17 protein-coding genes and 1 tRNA gene are annotated in these 19,575 nt (G+C 52.1%); 16 read left to right on the forward strand and 2 right to left on the reverse strand.

Annotation, left to right across the window (positions count from 1 at the left end; all coding sequences use genetic code 11):
* The first annotated feature begins 32 nt into the window (after positions 1-32).
* Together bamE and AB8Q18_00285 are read left to right on the forward strand one after the other, a co-directional pair.
* A complete protein-coding gene (gene bamE / locus AB8Q18_00280; GenBank protein ID XDZ51527.1) occupies positions 33-845 on the forward strand; it encodes an outer membrane protein assembly factor BamE in 813 nt (270 codons plus the stop codon).
* Between the two features lie 80 nt (positions 846-925).
* On the forward strand, positions 926-1,597 hold the full coding sequence (locus AB8Q18_00285; protein ID XDZ51528.1) for an XRE family transcriptional regulator: 672 nt from the start codon (positions 926-928) through the stop codon (positions 1,595-1,597).
* A gap of 872 nt (positions 1,598-2,469) precedes the next feature.
* On the opposite strand, the gene AB8Q18_00290 is transcribed toward AB8Q18_00285, so the two are convergent.
* Together AB8Q18_00290 and AB8Q18_00295 are read right to left on the reverse strand one after the other, a co-directional pair.
* Positions 2,470-2,546: transfer RNA gene (locus AB8Q18_00290), tRNA-Met, on the reverse strand.
* A 52-nt stretch (positions 2,547-2,598) separates the two neighbouring features.
* Complete coding sequence (locus AB8Q18_00295) at positions 2,599-3,771, reverse strand: class I SAM-dependent methyltransferase (GenBank protein ID XDZ51529.1); 1,173 nt, start codon at positions 3,769-3,771, stop codon at positions 2,599-2,601.
* 395 nt (positions 3,772-4,166) lie between these two features.
* Between AB8Q18_00295 and mraZ the strand changes: the two genes are divergently transcribed.
* From mraZ to ftsA, 14 genes are all read left to right on the forward strand, one after another.
* Complete coding sequence (mraZ, locus tag AB8Q18_00300) at positions 4,167-4,613, forward strand: division/cell wall cluster transcriptional repressor MraZ (GenBank protein ID XDZ51530.1); 447 nt, start codon at positions 4,167-4,169, stop codon at positions 4,611-4,613.
* Positions 4,610-5,557 carry a 16S rRNA (cytosine(1402)-N(4))-methyltransferase RsmH gene (gene rsmH, locus AB8Q18_00305; GenBank protein XDZ51531.1) on the forward strand — a complete coding sequence of 316 codons (948 nt, stop codon included), beginning with the start codon at positions 4,610-4,612 and terminating at the stop codon, positions 5,555-5,557. Before mraZ ends, rsmH begins: the two co-directional genes overlap by 4 nt.
* Complete coding sequence (gene ftsL / locus AB8Q18_00310) at positions 5,550-5,816, forward strand: cell division protein FtsL (GenBank protein XDZ51532.1); 267 nt, start codon at positions 5,550-5,552, stop codon at positions 5,814-5,816. Before rsmH ends, ftsL begins: the two co-directional genes overlap by 8 nt.
* Before the next feature lie 6 nt (positions 5,817-5,822).
* On the forward strand, positions 5,823-7,550 hold the full coding sequence (locus AB8Q18_00315) for a peptidoglycan D,D-transpeptidase FtsI family protein (protein ID XDZ51533.1): 1,728 nt from the start codon (positions 5,823-5,825) through the stop codon (positions 7,548-7,550).
* 26 nt (positions 7,551-7,576) lie between these two features.
* A complete protein-coding gene (locus AB8Q18_00320) occupies positions 7,577-9,055 on the forward strand; it encodes a UDP-N-acetylmuramoyl-L-alanyl-D-glutamate--2,6-diaminopimelate ligase (GenBank protein XDZ51534.1) in 1,479 nt (492 codons plus the stop codon).
* Between the two features lie 2 nt (positions 9,056-9,057).
* Complete coding sequence (gene murF, locus AB8Q18_00325; GenBank protein ID XDZ52950.1) at positions 9,058-10,416, forward strand: UDP-N-acetylmuramoyl-tripeptide--D-alanyl-D-alanine ligase; 1,359 nt, start codon at positions 9,058-9,060, stop codon at positions 10,414-10,416.
* A 14-nt stretch (positions 10,417-10,430) separates the two neighbouring features.
* Positions 10,431-11,516, forward strand: a complete 1,086-nt coding sequence (gene mraY, locus AB8Q18_00330; protein XDZ51535.1) for a phospho-N-acetylmuramoyl-pentapeptide-transferase — start codon at positions 10,431-10,433, stop codon at positions 11,514-11,516.
* 9 nt (positions 11,517-11,525) lie between these two features.
* Positions 11,526-12,872, forward strand: a complete 1,347-nt coding sequence (murD, locus tag AB8Q18_00335) for a UDP-N-acetylmuramoyl-L-alanine--D-glutamate ligase (GenBank protein ID XDZ51536.1) — start codon at positions 11,526-11,528, stop codon at positions 12,870-12,872.
* Positions 12,869-14,035: a putative lipid II flippase FtsW gene (gene ftsW / locus AB8Q18_00340; GenBank protein ID XDZ51537.1), complete on the forward strand. Its 1,167-nt coding sequence runs from the start codon at positions 12,869-12,871 to the stop codon at positions 14,033-14,035. Before murD ends, ftsW begins: the two co-directional genes overlap by 4 nt.
* Complete coding sequence (gene murG / locus AB8Q18_00345; GenBank protein XDZ51538.1) at positions 14,032-15,108, forward strand: undecaprenyldiphospho-muramoylpentapeptide beta-N-acetylglucosaminyltransferase; 1,077 nt, start codon at positions 14,032-14,034, stop codon at positions 15,106-15,108. The genes ftsW and murG overlap by 4 nt, the downstream gene beginning before the upstream one ends.
* Positions 15,109-15,191: 83 nt before the next feature.
* Positions 15,192-16,589 (forward strand): UDP-N-acetylmuramate--L-alanine ligase, encoded by a 1,398-nt coding sequence (gene murC, locus AB8Q18_00350; GenBank protein XDZ51539.1) that lies wholly within the window; start codon positions 15,192-15,194, stop codon positions 16,587-16,589.
* 68 nt (positions 16,590-16,657) lie between these two features.
* Positions 16,658-17,569: a D-alanine--D-alanine ligase gene (locus AB8Q18_00355; GenBank protein ID XDZ51540.1), complete on the forward strand. Its 912-nt coding sequence runs from the start codon at positions 16,658-16,660 to the stop codon at positions 17,567-17,569.
* A 139-nt stretch (positions 17,570-17,708) separates the two neighbouring features.
* The gene (locus AB8Q18_00360) at positions 17,709-18,281 is read left to right on the forward strand and encodes a cell division protein FtsQ/DivIB (GenBank protein XDZ51541.1); all 573 of its coding nucleotides are present in this window, start codon (positions 17,709-17,711) and stop codon (positions 18,279-18,281) included.
* A 45-nt stretch (positions 18,282-18,326) separates the two neighbouring features.
* A complete protein-coding gene (ftsA, locus tag AB8Q18_00365; GenBank protein XDZ52951.1) occupies positions 18,327-19,535 on the forward strand; it encodes a cell division protein FtsA in 1,209 nt (402 codons plus the stop codon).
* Positions 19,536-19,575 lie beyond the last annotated feature (40 nt).

Genomic DNA, 19,575 nt, shown 5'->3' on the forward strand with positions numbered 1-19,575 from the left:
TTACTCAGACAGAAATGATCAAAGGAATAAACATGAAGAAAATGAATAAAACCCTGCTGGGTTTGACCACGGTTGCTGCGATGTTGTTGAGCGCCTGTACCAGCGTGAGTCACGTTAAATCGAACGGCACTACCGATGAGGTGGTTTGGCCGGACGCCGAAAGTGTGAGTTTTAAAACCGGTAGTTTCCCAGTGGTGAACGCATTGAAGCTGGTGCGCCCAGGCATGACCAAAGATCAGTTGTACAATCTTTTGGGTCGCCCACATTTTAATGAAGGCCTGATTGGCGTGGTGGAGTGGGATTACCTATTCCATTTCTCACTGCCTAACGGTGAAGTGGCTACCTGTCAGTACAAAGTATTGTTTGATCAAGATAAATTAGCACAAAGTTTTTTCTGGCGTGAACCAGCCTGTGCTGCTTTATTGGATGAGCCTGTGGGGCAGCCGCAAAGTACCATGATCGAATTATCAGCTGATGCTCTTTTTCGGTTTGATGGGGCCCAGGCTGATGAGTTACTGCCTCAGGGTCAAGCTATTTTGGCTGATTTGGCTAATAAACTGAACCAAAACTATGTGTCGATTAGCAGTATTGCGTTAACGGGCCATACTGATCGATTGGGTAGCGAGGCATACAATCAACGATTGGGTTTGGCAAGGGCCAGTACAGTGCGCCAAGTGTTGCAGCAAAATGGGGTTGAAGTACCTATCAGCATTCATAGCGCAGGTAAAAGTCTTCCTAAGACGTCAGGCTGCTTTGATGCGAAAGGAGATGCAGCGCTGAAATCTTGTTTGCAAGCGGACCGTCGAGTGACGATTGATGTCAAAGGGGTGACGAAAATGCCTTAGCTTGAACAAAAGATCTATTGAGTTAATTTAAATTAGACCAAGAGGCTGGGTTCAGCCTCTTGGTTTTATAAGGTTAAAAAATGAATTTATCGTATTTCTTGAAGATGGCGAGGACGAATGCAGGTTTGTCGCAACGTGATTTAGCTCATAAGACAGGCATCGCCACGACCTTATTGTCACGATATGAAAATGGTCGTGTAGTACCAAGGCCAGAGACGTTAAATAGAATCGCATTGGGCATTGGTGTGCCATTAGCTCATTTTTTTGATGCGCAAAATGAGGGACAAAACAGCGCATCTCAGTTCACGGCCCGCGCTGCCTATGATGAAGCAAGCAGTAGTAGCATGATGCTATCGATACTTGAAAATGAAAATGCGCTCTATTCGTCTGGTGAGCGATGTTACGTGAATAAGAACGTTATGAGTAAAATTTGGTTTCCATTTGAAAGTTTTGTCAGAGGCCTCCAAACTGATCGACTAATAGGTTATTTTATTTCTGATTCATCAATGGAAAAGCAATTTAAGCGTGGTAGTTTAGTGTTGATTGATACGGATAACCAGCAGCCAATTAATGGGGATTTTGTCTGTTTGTGTGTGAAGGGCCAGCTCTTAATTAAGCTGATTACTGCTTTTCATGCAAGAGAAACGACGTTTGTGTCAGCAGATCTTAATGGTTTGATTCCGCCCCTAGTTTTAAAAAATGGTGAGTTTGTCATTGTGGGGACGATTGTGTGGAAATCTGAATTAATGTGAGGGCATTATTGTGTCATGCCCGATTACTGAATAATCAAGAATATAAATGATTTGGTCCGAAGCTGGATTAAATGATGATGGCTGATATAGATATCTGCCTGCCTCAGGTTTGATGTGTTTGCTGTCTCGCATGAATAGGCCGCTTCAGCGGTATTGAGTATTTTTTGAGAAAATGAACGGCCCGCTTTTGTAAGAAAGTGGGCGGTTTTGTGTGTGGTATATCGTTAAATCTGCTTAATCTTAATAAAGAAGCGTGGTCAGTGGGCATGCTCATCAAGGAAAGAAGAGGGCGGTCTAGTATGGATGGTTCACATACCTGTTGTGCTAATCTAACAAACGGTTACTGAACGATAAAGCGCCTAGAATTCTACTCAAGGTCGGGCGGGTATCGCTTTGGGGTCAGGGTGTGGGTCAACTAGGGTGGCTTGGTGTCAGAGAAGAGGCACATCAGTTGATGTGGATGCAGAGTCATTTATTATAATGTGATAAGTTAAAATCGTATGAAATTGTGCTGATTTTTACATAGTCGTTGCCGTTCATCGCTAGGCAGCATGAATGAATGGTATGCATAAGGGCTGGTTCTGAATAAAACAAATGTTTAGCAGAAAATGATGTATTCAGTACTGGCGCAGGCGCTGTCCTTTGGGGTAGTAGGGATGAGCCCTATGATCACCTCGGTCGCCGCGATCAAGGTTTCGGGCGCTTGAATGAACGCCTGCGCCAAACCGGCTTGCAGCTAGGTGTGAAGCATGTGTGGTAGGAAGGTTGTTTAAAGTGATTTAAAAACCGTTGGCAGTGCCGACGGTTTTTTTGTGCGGATGATGAGGCCAACAAAAAACCCACTTTCAGCAGAAAGTGGGTTTTTCTAAATTTGGTGGCGAATCAGGGACTCGAACCCCGGACCTGTGGATTATGATTCCATCGCTCTAACCAACTGAGCTAATTCGCCTTAAGTAGGATGCGAAATATACAGGGCTTTAAAATAGCTGTCAACACCCTTTTTACAGTTTATGGCAGTAATCGCCGTGGGTGAATCCTAACCAATTGAAATCTATGTTCTTACCAAAAGCGATGACTTTAAATAATTCGCCCATTTCATGGGTGGCGAGTAATTTTTGGCAGGCGGCAGTGGCTTGAATATAGGCCAGACTGTCGGTTGGGCCGACCTGTTGGAGTAGATTGGTGATGCCTAAGTTTATGAGCCAGTTCGCCTGAGTGGTGTAGCCGATCAGGTCCAGTCCGACGTCGACGCCGGCTTGAGCCATGGCGGTGAAGTTGACGTGGCAGGTGAGGTCGGTCAGGCCAGGGTTAAAGAATGGGTCGTGAATGGTGTGGTGGCGATAGTGGCCGATTAAGGTGCCCATGCTGCGCTCTGGATGGTAGTACTGGGCCTCATCGAAGCCATAGTCGATCATGATGATGCCGCCGCGCTGTAGCCGCTGGCCGAGGGTGTGGATAAAAGCCTGTTGGGCCAGATGGAGTTCGCTGGTATAAGGGCGGGCGGGCAGCGGTGGGTTGATGGCGCTGGCGGCGGCGAATAAAGGGCTGTCTGCGGGGATGGGTCGGCTGGCCATTTTAAAGCCGTCTTCGTGCCAGACTACGCCTTGCTGCACGATGGCGTCGGCCTGCCATTGAATCAGCTCACAGGCCATGGCGTCGAGCACTTCGTTGCCGATGAGGACGCCGTCGAAGGTCTCGGGTAAAGCGCTTAAATGCTGTACTTTGGCAGCCATCTCAGGGCATTGGGCTTGAATCAGCTGCTGCTGGCGCTGGGCCAGCTCGGGTGATACTTCAATAATATAATAGGCAACAACGTCAATTTGGTCTTTGGCCAGCTGGGTGAGGATGCTGACGGCCAAATCGCCCGTGCCAGCGCCGAACTCATAAATGTGGCCAGCGGTTTGGGGCAGCAGCAGAGCCAGCTCTTGCGCCACGGCTTGGCCAAAGAGCGGTGACAGCGTCGGTGCGGTGATGAAATCGCCGGCGGCGCCTATTTTGGCGCTGCCGCCCGTGTAATAGCCGTATTGGGGGGCGTACAGCGCTAAATCCATGTATTGAGCGAAAGACAGCCAGCCCTCCTGTTGGGCGAGGCGCTCTTTAATATAGGCCACTAATGCTTGGCTGGCGGCGGCCGCTTCAGGGCTGGGAACGGGGAGTTGGGCGTGCTGGTCCATGCTGAGTTGTCTTCACTGCGTCGTTTTTGATGGCCTATTATAGCCGCCCACTTATTTTCTGACCATTTGTTGCTGATGTGGGACGTTTATTTCGCTTAAACCCGTTAATTTGAAAGTAACCCCTAAATAAAGGGGTTTTTTTATTGCTTGTCACAATATATTGTGATTTTTTAAGTTTTGGGTTGAAGAAACGAAACCCAAAACAGGTAGTTGCTGAGCGTAAATCTATTTAAGTGATTGTGTGGTAAGTGAATTTTATGCCTATTAGGTTGACGCTACTTGATTTATTTAATATAGTGCAGGTAAGTGGGGAAAAGTGGGGGATTGTGGGGTAAAATAGCCATAATTCACTCAGATCCACCCAGCCTTTTGACTTGACCACATAAAGGATGACCATGTTTGGTGGTGTGAGCGTACTCAATCTAGACGGCAAAGGTCGTTTGGCGATTCCTGCCAAGCACCGGGAAGTCTTGTTGCGCTTGTACTCACAAAGTCTGGTGGTGACGTTAGAGGCGGATGATCACCTGTTGATCTATCCAGAAGACAATTGGCGTGAGGTAGAGGCCAAGCTGTTGAAGTTGCCTACCGGTAATCCGGTTTTAAAGGCTTATCAACGCTTGGTTTTGGGTCACGCCGAAAACCAAGACATGGACAGCGCCGGACGTATTCTATTACCAAATCGCTTACGAGAGCGGGTGTCCTTAACAAAAGAAGTGGCTTTAGTCGGAATGGGTAATCGATTTGAGCTGTGGGACGTGAGTCGTTGGGACGAGCAAACCACAGCAGCATTGTCAGTTAGTCGTGAAGAGTTGGCTCAGAATTTGGGAGATTTTTCGTTGTGAGTCAATTCCAACACGTAACCGTATTGCTGCATGAGGCAGTCGCTGGCTTAAACATCCAGCCGGAAGGCACCTATATTGATGGCACCTTCGGTAGGGGAGGGCACAGTCGCCTCATTTTAAAGAGTTTAGGCCCTAAAGGTCGTTTGGTGGTGTTTGATAAAGACCCTCAGGCGATTGCGGTGGCAGAGGCGTTGGCGGCGGAAGATCCGCGCGTACTGGTGGTGCATCAGGGGTTTGCCACTTTGTCGACGGCGTTAGCGGACCTAGGCATTGAGTACATTGACGGCGCGCTGTTTGATTTAGGCATTTCCTCGCCGCAGATTGACGATGGCAGCCGTGGCTTTAGCTTTCGCTTTGATGCGCCTTTAGACATGCGCATGGACACGACCCGAGGCATCACAGCCGCTCAGTGGTTGGCTGAGGCGCCAGAAGAAGACATTAGAGAGGTAGTGAAAACATATGGTGAAGAGCGGTTTAATCGCCAGGTTGCAGCAGCCATTGTTGCGCGGCGTGAAGAGAGCCCCATCACAACAACGGGTGAGCTTGCCAAGCTGGTGGCACAAGTCGTCCACACTCGTGACTACAAACAAGATCCAGCGACGCGCACGTTTCAAGCGATAAGAATTTTTATTAACCGCGAATTAGACGAGGTGGCGGCGATGCTGCCTCAGGCCGTACAGCACTTAGCCGTAAACGGTCGCTTGGCGGTGATTAGCTTCCACTCGTTGGAAGACCGCATGGTGAAGCAGTTTATGAAAAAACACGCCACCCATGCGCCCTTGCCTAAATGGGCGATGGTGAAAGAGGCTGATTTGCCGCAGCCGCCCCTAACCTTAATCGGTAAGGCGCAAAAGCCAAGTAAGGCTGAAGTGGCCGGTAATCCGCGCTCACGCTCTGCCGTACTGCGGGTGGCAGAACGAACTCAGGGTACGTTTGATGAATAAGCTGAACGTGTTTTTGTTTGTGTTGGTGATTGCTTCGGGCGTGGCGGTGGTGACGGTGCAGGATAAGTCGCGCAGCTATACCAGTGAGATTGAGCGGGCCCAAAAAACCGCCCAGCTATTAGACGAGCAGTTTGCCAGCATGCAGTTAGAGCAAGCGAAGCTGGCCAGCCACGCCAATGTGCAGGTGCTGGCGCAGCAACAAGGGCTGCATGTGCCGCCCATTCAAGATGTTAAAGAGATTGACCTAAGACAAGAGTAGCCAATCATGTTGATTAAAAACGAATACAAGCCGCAGATGGTGACCGCCACTCCAGCCAAGAAGCCCTCTTCTGGCAATGGGCGGATGCTGCTCGTTTTGTTTTTGCTGGCTGTCGGCTTTACCGCCCTCATTGGGCGCGGCGTGTACTTACAAACGTCTAAGCAAGACTTTCTATTAAAGCAAGGCAATCAGCGCTTTGTGCGCACCATTCCTATGATGGCGGTACGTGGGGCCATCTACGACCGCAGCGGTCGCCCCATTGCCTTGAGTGCCCCCACCAAATCAATTTTTGCCACGCCTTCGAGCATGCCCGAGCCAACCAGCGCCGAAATGAGCCAGCTGGCTAGTTTATTGGGCCTGTCGGTGGCTGAACTGTCAGAAAAGCTGGGCCGTAAAGACCGTGGCTTCGTGTATTTAAAACGCCAGATGTCTATGGAAGCGGCCGATCAAATTAAAGCGTTGGGGATTAAAGGTATTGCATTTCAACCTGAATCCAAGCGTTTTTACCCTACGGGTGATCTGTTTGCCCACGTCATTGGCTTTGCCGGCATCGATGGCCACGGCCAAGAAGGCTTAGAGCTGGCGCGCGACAAGCTGCTGACCGGTACTGATGGCGCCCGTATGGTGCTGCGCGACAACCGCGGCAACATCGTGGACAACATCGATTCGCCAAATAATAAGCAGCCGGTTAACGGTCAGGACATGGTGTTGTCTTTGGATCAACAAATCCAGCTTTTGGCCTATGATGAGCTGAATAAAGCGGTCGACAAACATAAGGCGAAGTCCGGCAGCGCCGTGGTACTGGATGCGCAAACGGGCGAAGTGTTGGCCTTGGTGAATGCACCGACATTTGACCCAAGCCAGCCTGGGCTGTCGAATGCCGACATGCGTCGTAACCGTGCCGTGACCGACATGATTGAACCAGGTTCAACCATGAAGCCGTTCCCGGTGGCCTTTGCCTTGGATGAGGGCAAAGTGACGCCCAATACCTTGATGAATACCCTGCCTTACAATATTGGGCCGAACCGCGTGCGCGACACCCACGATTACCCAAGCTTGACCGTACGGGGCGTGCTGCAAAAATCGTCTAACGTGGGCTCGAGCAAAATGTCGGCGATGTTCACCCCTGAGCAGATGTATCAGTTTTATAAATCGGTAGGCTTTGGCAGCAAGACGGGCTCTACCTTCCCCGGCGAAAGCCCTGGTATGGTGCGCCATTGGCAAGGCTGGCGGCCGTTTGAGCAAGCCACCATGTCGTTTGGCTACGGCATTCAGGTGAACTTATTGCAGTTGGCTCAGGCCTATACCATCTTTACCAACGACGGTAAGCTGTTGCCAGCGACCTTCATTAAACAGGATAAAGCCCCCGCAGGCACGCAAGTCATCAAGCCCGAAACCGCTGCAGCGATTCGTGAGATGATGATTTCGGTTACGGAAAAAGGCGGTACCGGTACGCGTGGTTCGATTGATGGATTTGACGTGGCGGCTAAATCAGGCACGGCCCGTAAGCTGGTGGATGGTCGCTATTCTGCCACCAAGCACACGGGGATGTTTATTGGTTTTGCACCCGCTCAAAATCCTAGAGTCATTGTGGCGGTGCTGATCGACGAGCCGTCCGATAATGGCTACTACGGCGGTGTGGTGGCAGGCCCTCCCTTCAAGGAAATTTTAAGTAACAGCTTAAGAATTCTAGGGGTGGCGCCAACCAAAGCGACGACCAAGGAGTCTTTGTAACAAACACTAACTAATAAAGAGCACACATGATTAGCCAACTTACCCCCTTAAAATCATTAGATTTAACGGTGTTGTCGCCCTATAAGCTAAACAATGCTCGCCCTGTGATGGACAGCCGCAAGGTGACCCCTGGCGACCTATTTTTGGCCTGCCCAGGGGGCAGCGTTGACGGACGAGATTATATTGCCGCAGCCTTAAAACAGGGTGCGGCTTTTGTGCTTTGGGATGATGCCGATGGCTTTGTCTGGCAAGACGCCTGGCAAGTACCTAATCTAGCGGTTTCCCAGCTGGCCGAACAGGCTGGTCGGGTGGCCGCTTATTTGATGGACAATCCTTCACAAAAACTAAACTGCATCGGCATTACCGGCACCAATGGGAAAACCTCAATCAGCCAATGGCTGGCGCAGGCCTTGGATTTGCTGGGCCAACGCTGTGCCGTGATGGGAACGGTGGGCAATGGTTTTTGGGGCGAGCTGGTCGAAGCCACCCACACCACGCCCGACCCAGTGTCGATTCAGGCGGTGATTCGCGACGTTGTGGCGGCAGGGGCTCAGGCCTTGGCTATGGAAGTGTCTAGCCACGGTTTGGCGCAGGGACGTGTTAATGGGGTGGCGTTTAAGACGGCCGTATTCACCAATCTGACCCGCGACCATTTGGACTACCACGGCGACATGGCCAGCTATGGCGCCATGAAAAGCCGCTTATTTTATTGGCAGGGTTTACAGCACGCCGTGATCAATGTGGATGATGATTATGGTGCCCAATTAGCAGCGACGTTGGGGCAAGAGGCTCAAAATAAAGCCGAAGTCGTGACCTACGGCTTTTTAGACGAAGCCATTGTTAAGATTGCCTCTTTTGAGCCATCTTTGGATGGCATGCGCATTGGTTTTGAAACCCCTTGGGGAAATGGCGAACTAAACACGGCTTTATTGGGTCGGTTTAATGCACAGAACTTAGCCGCTTGCGTGGGCGTTTTATGCGCCCAGGGACATGACTTGGCTCAGGTGCTGGCGGTGTTGGCTAAGATTAAGCCAGCCACCGGGCGCATGGACTGCGTCAAACTGCCGAATAAGCCTTTGGTCGTGGTGGACTATGCCCACACGCCAGATGCCTTAGAAAAGGCTTTGACCACGCTGCATGAAGTGAAGGCGCACGACAGTGAGCTGTGGTGTGTGTTTGGCTGTGGCGGCAATCGCGATAAGGGCAAGCGTCCGTTAATGGGCGCCGTTGCCCAGCAGTTTGCCGACCGTGCGGTGGTGACCAGTGATAATCCTCGCTTGGAAGACCCACAAAGCATTATTGACGATATTTTGCCGGCTGTTCCTCATCCTGCCTTGGTTGAAGTGGATCGCGCCCGTGCCATTGAGCAAACCATCACTTTAGCTCGGCCCAACGACATTGTGCTGATCGCGGGTAAGGGCCATGAGACCTATCAAGACGTAGGCGGGCAGAAACATCATTTTTCCGACTTTGAAGTGGCTTTAAACGCACTGGAGCAAAAATAAACATCATGATTCTAGACCTGAACTTTGTTTACCAAACGTTTGCGACCCCGTTAGACCAGGCCAACCAAAAGGTACGCCAGGTGTCGACCAATAGCCAAACCGTGGGCGAGGGCGATGTGTTCGTGGCGCTTAAAGGCGAGCGCTTTGACGCCCATGATTTTGTTTTGGATGCCTTAAATAAAGGCGCCAGCTTGGCGATTGTGCGCGAAGACTTTCAATCGACCGATCCACGCCTGATTCGCGTGCCTGACCCTTTGGCTGCCTTGGGCCAATTAGCTAAAGCTTGGCGCGATCGTTTGGATATTAAAATCATCGGCATTACTGGCTCTAGCGGTAAAACCACGGTTAAAGAAATGGTGGCCAGCATAGCACGCGCCGAATTGGGTTCAGCAGCGGTCTTGGCCACGCAAGGCAATCTCAACAACGACATCGGCCTGCCGTTGACGCTGTTGCAGCTGACGGCGGCACATAAGGTTGCAGTGATCGAAATGGGCATGAACCATTTTGGCGAGTTAACCTACTTAACCCATTTGGCGCGCCCTGATGTGGCTTTGGTGAACAATGCGCTGCGTGCCCACGTGGGCTGTGGCTTCGATGGCGTGGGCGACATTGCGCGCGCCAAGAGTGAAATTTATGCCGGCCTTAAGGCCGATGGTTTGGCGCTGATTCCGTGTGAAGACGCCAATGTGGCCACCTTTATTGAGGCCACTAAGGGCATGCGGACCCAGACCTTTGGGCTCAATCAAGGCGATGTGCATGCCGACAATGTGGCGCTTTCCCCACTGTCTAGCCGCTTTGAATTGGTGTGTGCCGAAGGGCGTTACGTGATTGAGTTGCCTACGGCTGGTGCCCACAATGTCTACAATGCGGTGGCGGCTGCCAGCCTCGGCTTGGCCTTAGGCTGGTCCTTGCAAAATATTGCACAAGGATTGACACAATTCAGTAACATTTCTGGCCGATTACAAGTAAAATCTGCCCCCAGCGGCGCCTGCGTACTTGATGACACTTACAATGCCAATCCTGATTCTATGAAGGCGGCGTTGCAGGTTTTGGCTCAGTTTGAGGCACCTCGTGTGTTTGTGATGGGCGACATGGGTGAGTTGGGTGACGGCGCCGAAGCATTACACGTTGAAGTGGGCCTGTTTGCCAAAGAAGTGGGCATTGAGCGCCTATACGCTTTAGGCCCTTTGAGCCAAGCCGCCGTGAATGCCTTTGGTCTAGGTGCTGAGCACTTTGACGATGTGGCCGCCTTGATCGAGGCCGTGCAACAGACGACTCCTGCCGATGCCACGGTGTTGGTGAAGGGGTCACGATTTATGAAGATGGAACGAGTGGTGAAAGCCCTTGTGGATAACCAGTAACGTTAAGGAACGTCATGTTAATTTGGATTGCCCAGTTTTTTGATGGTTGGGTCAGCGGTGTTGGGGTGGTGAGCTATACCACGTTTAGAGCGGTGGCTGCTGCCCTTACTGCCTTGATTTTCAGCCTATTTTTAGGCCCTTGGACCATTAGAAAGCTTACTCAGTTAAAAGTAGGCCAAGCCATTCGTCAAGATGGCCCGCAAACCCACTTGGTGAAAGTGGGCACGCCGACCATGGGCGGCTCCCTGATTTTAACCGCCATTGCCGTCAGCACTTTGCTGTGGGCTAATTTAACCAATGGCTACATTTGGTTGCTGCTGTTGGTGACTTTAGGCGTAGGCGCTCTGGGCTTTTACGATGACTGGCGTAAAGTGGTTTATAAAGACCCGAACGGCGTGTCGGCTCGTTTTAAATTAGTGTGGCAATCCAGCATCGCTTTGGGCGCTGGCCTGTATTTGTTCTATTCTGCTAATCTGCCTGCATCAACCGAATTCATCGTGCCGTTCTTTAAAAGCATCGTGTACCCCATGGGCGCCGTAGGCTTTTTAGTGCTGACCTATTTGGTGATCGTGGGCACCTCTAATGCGGTGAACCTAACCGACGGCCTAGACGGCCTAGCGGCCTTGCCGGTGGTGTTGGTGTCGGCTGGCCTGGCGATTTTTGCCTACGCCAGCGGCCACTCTGAATTTGCGCATTACCTACAGCTGCCGCACATTCCCGGCGCCAACGAAGTGGTGATTTTTTGCGCCGCCATTTGTGGCGCTTGTCTGGGCTTCTTGTGGTGGAATGCCTATCCGGCACAGGTGTTTATGGGCGACGTTGGGGCTTTGGCCTTGGGCGCAGCCTTAGGCACGGTGGCGGTGATCGTGCGCCAAGAAATTGTGCTGTTCATCATGGGCGGTTTATTTGTGGTGGAAGCCGTATCGGTGATGCTGCAGGTGGGCTCATATAAGATGCGCCGCAAGCGTATTTTCTTGATGGCGCCGTTGCACCATCACTTTGAAGAAGCCGGTTGGAAAGAAACCCAAGTGGTGGTTCGGTTCTGGATCATCACCATGATTTTGGTGTTGATTGGTTTGGCTACCTTAAAAATTCGATAGAAGAGCGACATGAACTTTCAGAATCAACGGGTGTTGGTGTTGGGTTTAGGCCAGACAGGCCGATCCTTGCTGACCTATTTAAAAGAAGCTGGTGCGACTGTTGCGGGGTTTGATGCGCAATTGAGCGACGAGCGCGTGCAGGCCTTAACTGAGGCCTACGGTACGGACGCCTGGTTTACGGGTGAATTAAGCGCCGTATTGGCGGCTCATGATTTTGATTGTTTGGCGCTGAGCCCGGGGGTGGCCTCGCGCAGCCCTGAGATTGTGGCCTTTCAGGCCCAAGGGGGCTTGGTAGTAGGCGACGTGGCGATTTGGTCGGCGCTGGTGCAAAAAACCGACGCCAAAGTCATCGCCATTACGGGTTCTAACGGTAAGAGCACGGTGACGGCGCTGACGGGTTTTTTATGTGAACGCTTGGGCGTGGCTACGGCAGTAGCGGGCAATATTGGTCTGCCGGTGTTAGACGCATGGCGTGCTCAAGTGGACGAACCAGTGGCGGTGTGGGTGGTGGAACTGTCGAGCTTTCAGCTAGACACAGTGACGCGTTTGAACGCCGACGCCGTGTGCGTGCTGAATATTTCTGAAGATCATTTGGATCGCTACGACAACTTATTAGACTATGCCCACAGCAAGGCCAGAATTTTGCTGGGCGCCAAGTGCCAGGTGTTGAATGCCGATGACGCGCTTTGCCGTGCCATGGCGGCTAAAGGTGAGCCGACTAAGTGGTTTTCTTTACAGGGTCCAAGTGATTATTGGATTGACGTTAGCCAGCCTAGCCTACCGCTGATGCATGAGGATCAAGCCTTGGTCAGCGCCCTACAGCTGCCGCTGCAAGGCTTGCACAACGCTGCCAACGTTTTGGTGGCGCTGGCCTTGTGCGAGGCCATTGGTTTAGACCAGGCCCAACTATTGCAGGCCTTGCCTGATTTTCGCGGCCTGGCTCACCGAGTTGAGAAGGTAGGTGAAAAGAATGGCGTGGTGTTCATTGATGACTCTAAAGGCACCAACGTGGGCGCAACTTGCGCGGCTTTAGCGGGCTTTGTGGCGCCAGTGTTGTTGATTGCGGGCGGTGATGGCAAGGGGCAGGACTTTTCGGTGCTAGCCGACGTGGTGGCGCAAAAGGCCAAGGCCGTTTTATTGATTGGCCGCGATGCGCCGCTGATTGCGGCGGCTTGTGCCCACTTAAGCGTGCCGCTGATTCATTGCGACACCTTGCCAGAAGCCACGCAAAAGGCTTTTGCCTTAGCCCAGGCAGGCGACATTGTGTTATTGAGCCCAGCCTGTGCTAGCTGGGATATGTTTGACAACTATGGCCATCGTGCCCAAGTTTTTATTGAGGCCTTTCACGCACTATGAAGCGATTAGCCGGCGGTTTATTAGACCGTAAACTCCTCAACAATGGTCAAACCCTTGACCAATCTTTGTTGTGGGTCATCGCTTTAATGGTAGGCTTTAGCCTCATCATGGTGTATTCGGCGTCGATCGCCTATGCCGCCAAAGACGGTGGTGAAACGGGTACGCAGTGGCACTATTTTGTGCGCCAGATTATGTTTGTCACCATTGGCGGCAGCTGTGGCTTTATGGCGTTTAAAATACCGATGCGCACCTGGGCCAAGTTTATGCCCTATATCTTGGCCTTCAGCTTCTTGCTGCTGGTGCTGGTGTTGGGGGTGGGGCGCGAGATTAATGGCGCCAAACGCTGGATTCACGTCGGACCGTTTAATATTCAGCCGTCGGAGCCGTTTAAACTGGCGGTGATTTTGTATCTGTCCAGCTTCATGACGCGGCGGGTCGACATTCTCACCAACTTTAAAAAAGTATGGTTTGCCGGCATTCCGGTTGGCCTAGGCCTGTTCTTATTGCTGCTTGAGCCCGATATGGGCTCGTTTGTGATCGTGGCCGTGGTGTCGGTGGCGCTCTTATTCTTAGGCGGCCTGCCGTTTATGTGGTTTTTGGCGGTGGTGGCCATCGGCGCCAGCATGATTGTGCTGCTGATTTTATTTGAGCCGTATCGGATGGCGCGGGTGGTGTCTTTTCTAGACCCTTGGGCCGACCCTTATGGCGCAGGCTACCAGCTGTCGCAGGCCTTGATTGCATTTGGGCGCGGCGAATGGTTTGGCGTTGGTCTCGGCGCGAGTATGGATAAATTGTTTTACCTGCCCGAAGCGCACACCGACTTTATCTTGGCGGTGATTGCGGAAGAGTTCGGCTTTATGGGCGTATTGGCCTTGATGGGCACCTACGTATGGATTGTGCTGCGGGCGTTCAGCATCGGCAAACGCGCGCGCGATTTAGAGCAGTACTTCTCCGGCTTTGTGGCCAAAGGTATTGGCGTGTGGTTGGGGATTCAAAGTTTCTTTAATATTGGCGTGAACATCGGCCTGTTGCCGACTAAGGGCTTGACCCTGCCGCTGATTTCTTACGGTGGTTCGGCGGTGATTGTGATGCTGGTGTGTATGGCCTTACTGCTGCGAATTGATTGGGAATGCAGACGACTGATGCGAGGCTATAAAGTATGACCACAAAAACGTTTATGATGATGGCAGGCGGCACCGGTGGCCATATTTTCCCGGCCTTAGCCGTGGCTAAGGCCTTGCAAAAGCAGGGGCATAAAATTGTTTGGCTTGGCTCTGAGGGCAAGATGGAAACCCGCTTGGTGCCGCAGGTGAATCCCGACATCGCCTTGGAAGTGATTCCGATGCAGGGCCTACGCGGCAATGGCTTGAAGCGCAAATTGGCCATGCCATTGATGGTGTTGAAAGCCATCTCGATGACGCGACAAATCATCAAAAAGCACGGCGTGGATGCCGTTATTGGCTTTGGTGGCTTTGTGTCGTTCCCTGGCGGCGTGGCGGCTAAAACCTTAGGTAAGCCGGTATTGGTGCATGAGCAAAACGCCATTGCGGGCTTGTCTAATAAACTATTGGCTAAGTTTGCCGATCGCGTTTTGTACGCGTTTCCTGGCGTGTTTGATCAAGCCGACGGCCTAGTGGGTAATCCTGTGCGGGAAGAAATTGCCGCCTTGGCTGAACCCGCAGCACGGTTTGAGGGTCGATCAGGTAGGCTAAAGCTATTGGTCGTGGGCGGCAGCCTCGGTGCCAAAGTGTTTAACGACACGCTGCCCGAAGCCTTGGCGCTGTTGCCTGAAGCGGATCGCCCCATCGTGCAGCATCAAACCGGTAAAGATAAGGCAGCTGCGGTACAGGCTCATTATCAAACCCTAGGCTTAGACGTACAGAGCTCAGAATTTATTGACGACATGGTGGGCGCCTATGCCCAAGCGGATATGGTTTTGTGCCGCGCGGGGGCTTTGACCGTGGCGGAGCTGGCTGCGGCCGGCGTGGGCAGTATTTTGGTGCCGTTCCCGCACGCGGTGGACGATCATCAGACTCAGAACGCCCAATATTTAGTGGCAGGCCGCGCAGCGATCTGCCAGCAACAAACCGAATTTAGCGCTAAATGGCTGGCCGATTACCTACAGGGGCTTAGCCGTGAAGCGTGTTTGGCCAAGGCCAAGAACGCCCGCGCTTTAGCGTTAGCCGATGCGGCCGACAAGGTGGCCGCGGCGGCCCTCGCCAGCGTGACCCAATAGGCCTTAAGGGCACAGATTAAATAGCATGCACAAGCGCACAGGCGGTTGCTTTGACGGCGGTGGGCTTGGATATAAAGGTGATTATGAAACATAAGGTTAAAAAAATTCATTTCGTGGGCATTGGCGGTTCAGGCATGAACGGCATTGCCGAAGTCTTGCATAACCTCGGTTATCAAGTGTCTGGCTCTGATTTATCTGCCAGTACGGCTTCTGCCCGCTTAGGGAAAATGGGGGTTAAGGTGTTTGTGGGCCATGACGCGGCCCACGTACACGATGTGGATGTGGTGGTGGCCTCAACCGCGATTAAGGGCGATAACCCAGAAATCGTTGAAGCCTTGGCTCGCCAAATCCCGGTGATTCCGCGCGCCATGATGCTGGCCGAGTTGATGCGCTTTAAGCACGGCATTGCGATTGCCGGCACCCATGGCAAAACCACGACCACTAGCCTCACGGCTTCAGTTTTGGCGGCGGCCAATTTGGACCCAACTTTTGTGATCGGCGGCAAGCTGACCGCTGCAGGCAGTAACGCCAAGCTGGGCCACGGTGACTACATGGTGGCCGAGGCCGATGAGTCTGACGCGTCTTTCTTACACTTAACGCCGATTATGGCGGTGGTGACAAACATCGATGCCGATCATATGGATACCTATGAGCACAGCATCGACAAGCTGCATCAGGCGTTCTTGGACTTTCTACACCGATTGCCGTTTTATGGCCGTGCCTTTATCTGCATCGACAGCGAGCACGTGCGCACGATTTTGCCGCGGATTCGCAAAGCGTATACCACTTACGGCCTCACCGATGAAGCCGATATTTACGCCGACGACATTCACGCCGTTGGCGAGCAAATGCACTTTACCGTGCACGTGCCCAAATTAGGTTTGGCGCCCTTTACCGTGGCGCTTAATTTACCCGGTCGCCATAACGTGTTAAACGCTTTGGCAACCATCGGCGTGGCCTTGGAGTGCGGTGCTTCAGTCGACGCGATTCAGCAAGGCCTGTTGAATTTTGCCGGCGTGGGCCGTCGCTTCCAACGCTATGGCGAAATTGATCTGCCTGAAGGCGGCCAAGCCAGCGTGGTCGATGACTACGGCCACCACCCGGTGGAAATGGCTGCGACCATCAGCGCTTTACGCGGTGCCTTCCCTGATCGTCGCTTGGTCTTGGCCTTCCAGCCACACCGCTACAGCCGTACGCGCGATTTATTCGAAGACTTTATCCAAGTATTGAATACAGTGGATGCTTTGGTGTTGACCGAGGTGTATGCCGCTGGTGAGGCGCCGATTGTGGCTGCCGATAGCCGTGCCTTGGCTCGCGCCGTGCGCGTGATGGGCAAGATTGAGCCGATTTTTGTGAGCGAAGTAGGCCAGCTGCCTGAAACCTTGCTGTCGGTGCTAGAGCCAGGCGACGTGGTGGTGACCATGGGCGCCGGCAACATCAGTGCCGTACCCGAGAAACTTGTGGCCTTAAGTAAGCCATAATCAAGTAATGGCCCTAGGCCCAAAAAATAATCAATGACGGCCAGTTGGCCACAGACGAAGGAATAAACATGCCTGCATTTGGTAAAGTAGCGGTAATGTACGGTGGCAGCACCAGCGAACGAGAAGTGTCTTTAATGAGCGGCACCGCCGTATTGGCGGCGCTTAAGGCTAAGGGCGTGGATGCCCATGCTTTTGACCCCGCAGAAAAAGACCTAGCCTTACTGAAAGCAGAAGGCTTTGAGCGCGTGTTCATCATCTTGCACGGCAAATTTGGCGAAGACGGTGTGGTGCAAGGCGCGCTAGAAGCGATGCACATGCCGTATACCGGTTGTGGCGTGATGGCGTCTGCGATCACCATGGACAAGTTTCGCACCAAATTGATTTGGCAAGCCGCTGGCCTGCCGATTCCTAAATTCCGCGTGTTGGACGACCACACAGACTTTGCCGACGTAGAGCAAAGCCTAGGCCTACCGCTGTTTGTGAAGCCTGCCTGCGAAGGCAGCAGCGTCGGCGTGACCAAGATCAAGCAGCCAGGCGAGTTGGCCAAGGCCTATCAAGAGCTTAAAGCCCTGAAAGACATTATTCTGGCGGAAGAATTCATCGGTGGCGGTGAGTACACCTGCGGCATTTTGGGTGAGACCGCTTTGCCGTCGATCAAGATTACACCTGCTACGGAGTTTTATGATTACGAGGCCAAATACTTCCGTGACGACACAGAATATCTGTGCCCGTCTGACCTGTCGGTTGAAGATGAAGCGCGGATTCGCGCCTTGGCCTTGCAAGGCTTTAAAATTATCAACGGCCGCGGTTGGGGTCGAGTAGACTTTTTAAAAGGCACCGACGGTAAGCTGTACCTATTGGAAATCAATACTGCACCGGGTATGACCAGCCACTCTTTGGTGCCTAAGGCGGCAAAAGAAGTGGGCTTAAGCTTTGAAGATTTATGTCTTGAAATTTTAAGCCATGCGACTGTGGGATAACGCTGGTGCCTTAAGGCGCGTCATTTTGTGGCTCTACACCCTCATCATCTTATGCCTAATCGGGGCTTTGGTGATGACGGTGGTCAATTCTGCATGGTTTCCAGTGAAACATATTGAAATAAATGGTAACCTAAACAGGATGACAAAGGCACAATTGGATGCCATGGTGAAACAAAGTGTGACCGGGAATATTTTTAAGGTAGACTTAAACCACATCAAAGAGACATTCGAACGTTCTACTTGGATTGAGTCGGCCGATGTGCGTCGGGTTTGGCCTGACACCATCGTCATCGACTGGGTTGAGCGTAAACCGGTGGCTAAATGGCAAGACATGGGGCTATTGGATACCAAGGGCCGGCGCTTTAAGGCAAATGTGACAGAGGCACTGCCGGTGTTCATGGGGCCTGCGGGCTCAGAACAAAGCATGATTGCCCAGTATGCGGCGCTGTCGGACGTATTTGAGCCTTTGCAGTTGAAGATCAAAACCCTGCATTTAACCGAGCGCGCTGCTTGGTCGGTGACCTTGGAAAATGATTTGACCTTAAAGCTGGGGCGTTATGATGCAGTGGCTCGGGCTCAGCGCTTTGTGCGTGGATGGCCCAAACTGATGGAAACGATGGCCGATCAAAACATCCACTACGTGGATTTGCGCTACCGCAATGGCTTTGCTTTGAATGCGACAAAAAAACCGGCTGAACCCTCAGCACCTTAGGATTAACTAATTAACGTAGGATGGAACGTGAAAGATTCTAAACAAATGATCAGTGCCCTAGACATTGGGACATCTAAAGTAGTGGCCTTAATTGGTGAAGTACAAGAGGGCGGCGAAATCCACATTGTGGGTTTGGGCGAAGCGCCTTCTCGTGGCTTGAAAAACGGCATGGTCACCAATATTGAGACCACCGTCCAATCCATACAGCAAGCCATTAATGAAGCCGAGTTGATGGGTGATTGCAAGATTAATGAGGTGACCACAGGCATCGCGGGTAACCACATTCGCAGCATGAACTCACAGGGCGTGGTGAAAATCAAAGACGGTGAAGTGACGCAGCAAGACATTGAGCGCGCCATTGAAACGGCGAAAGCGGTCAATATTCCGCCCGACCACCAAATTTTGCACACCGTGATTCAAGAATACATGGTGGACAACCAAGAAGGCGTGAAAGAACCGATCGGCATGAGCGGCGTGCGTTTAGACACTCGCGTGCACATCATCACCGGCGCTTTGACTGCCATGCAGAACATTCAAAAATGCGTGCAGCGCTGCGGCCTGCAAATCGACGACATGATTTTGCAGCCCTTGGCCAGTGGCCAAGCGGTATTGACCGAAGATGAAAAAGATTTGGGCGTGTGCGTGATCGACATTGGTCACGGTACCACCGACATTGCGGTGTACACCAATGGCGCGATTCGCCACACGGCGGTGATTCCGATTGCCGGTGATTTGATCACCAAAGACTTGGCTCAGGCTTTGCGCACGCCGCAAAATGCCGCCGAATACATCAAAACCCATCACGGTGTGGCCTTGCCGACCATGGATGGCTTAGATGAAATGATTGAGGTGCCCAGCGTGGGCGATCGCGGTCCACGCCAGATTTCTAGACGAACTTTGGCCGAAGTGATTGGTCCACGTGTAGAAGAGATTTTAGAGTTGGTACGCAACGAACTGCGTCGCTCTGGTTTTCCTGAAACGGAATTGTCTTCAGGCGTGGTGTTGACCGGTGGTGCTTCCTTACTGCCCGGCATCGTCGACATTGCTGAAGAAGTGTTTAACTTGCCGGCTCGAGTGGGCGTGCCTAAAGACATGGCTGGTGTGTCTGAACGAGCCCGCAGCCCCCGCTACGCCACGGCCATTGGCCTATTGTATGCGGCGCGCGACCAGAATGTCATGATGACGGTGGACAATGAAGAAAAAGGGGAATCATTCGTGAGCAAGCTGAAGGCTTTCTTTAAGAATAATTTCTAATAAAACCACATTATTAAAACATTATTAATATTCAACATAA

It is taken from the genome of Neisseriaceae bacterium CLB008 (assembly GCA_041228285.1).
Lineage (GTDB): Bacteria > Pseudomonadota > Gammaproteobacteria > Burkholderiales > Neisseriaceae > JAGNPU01.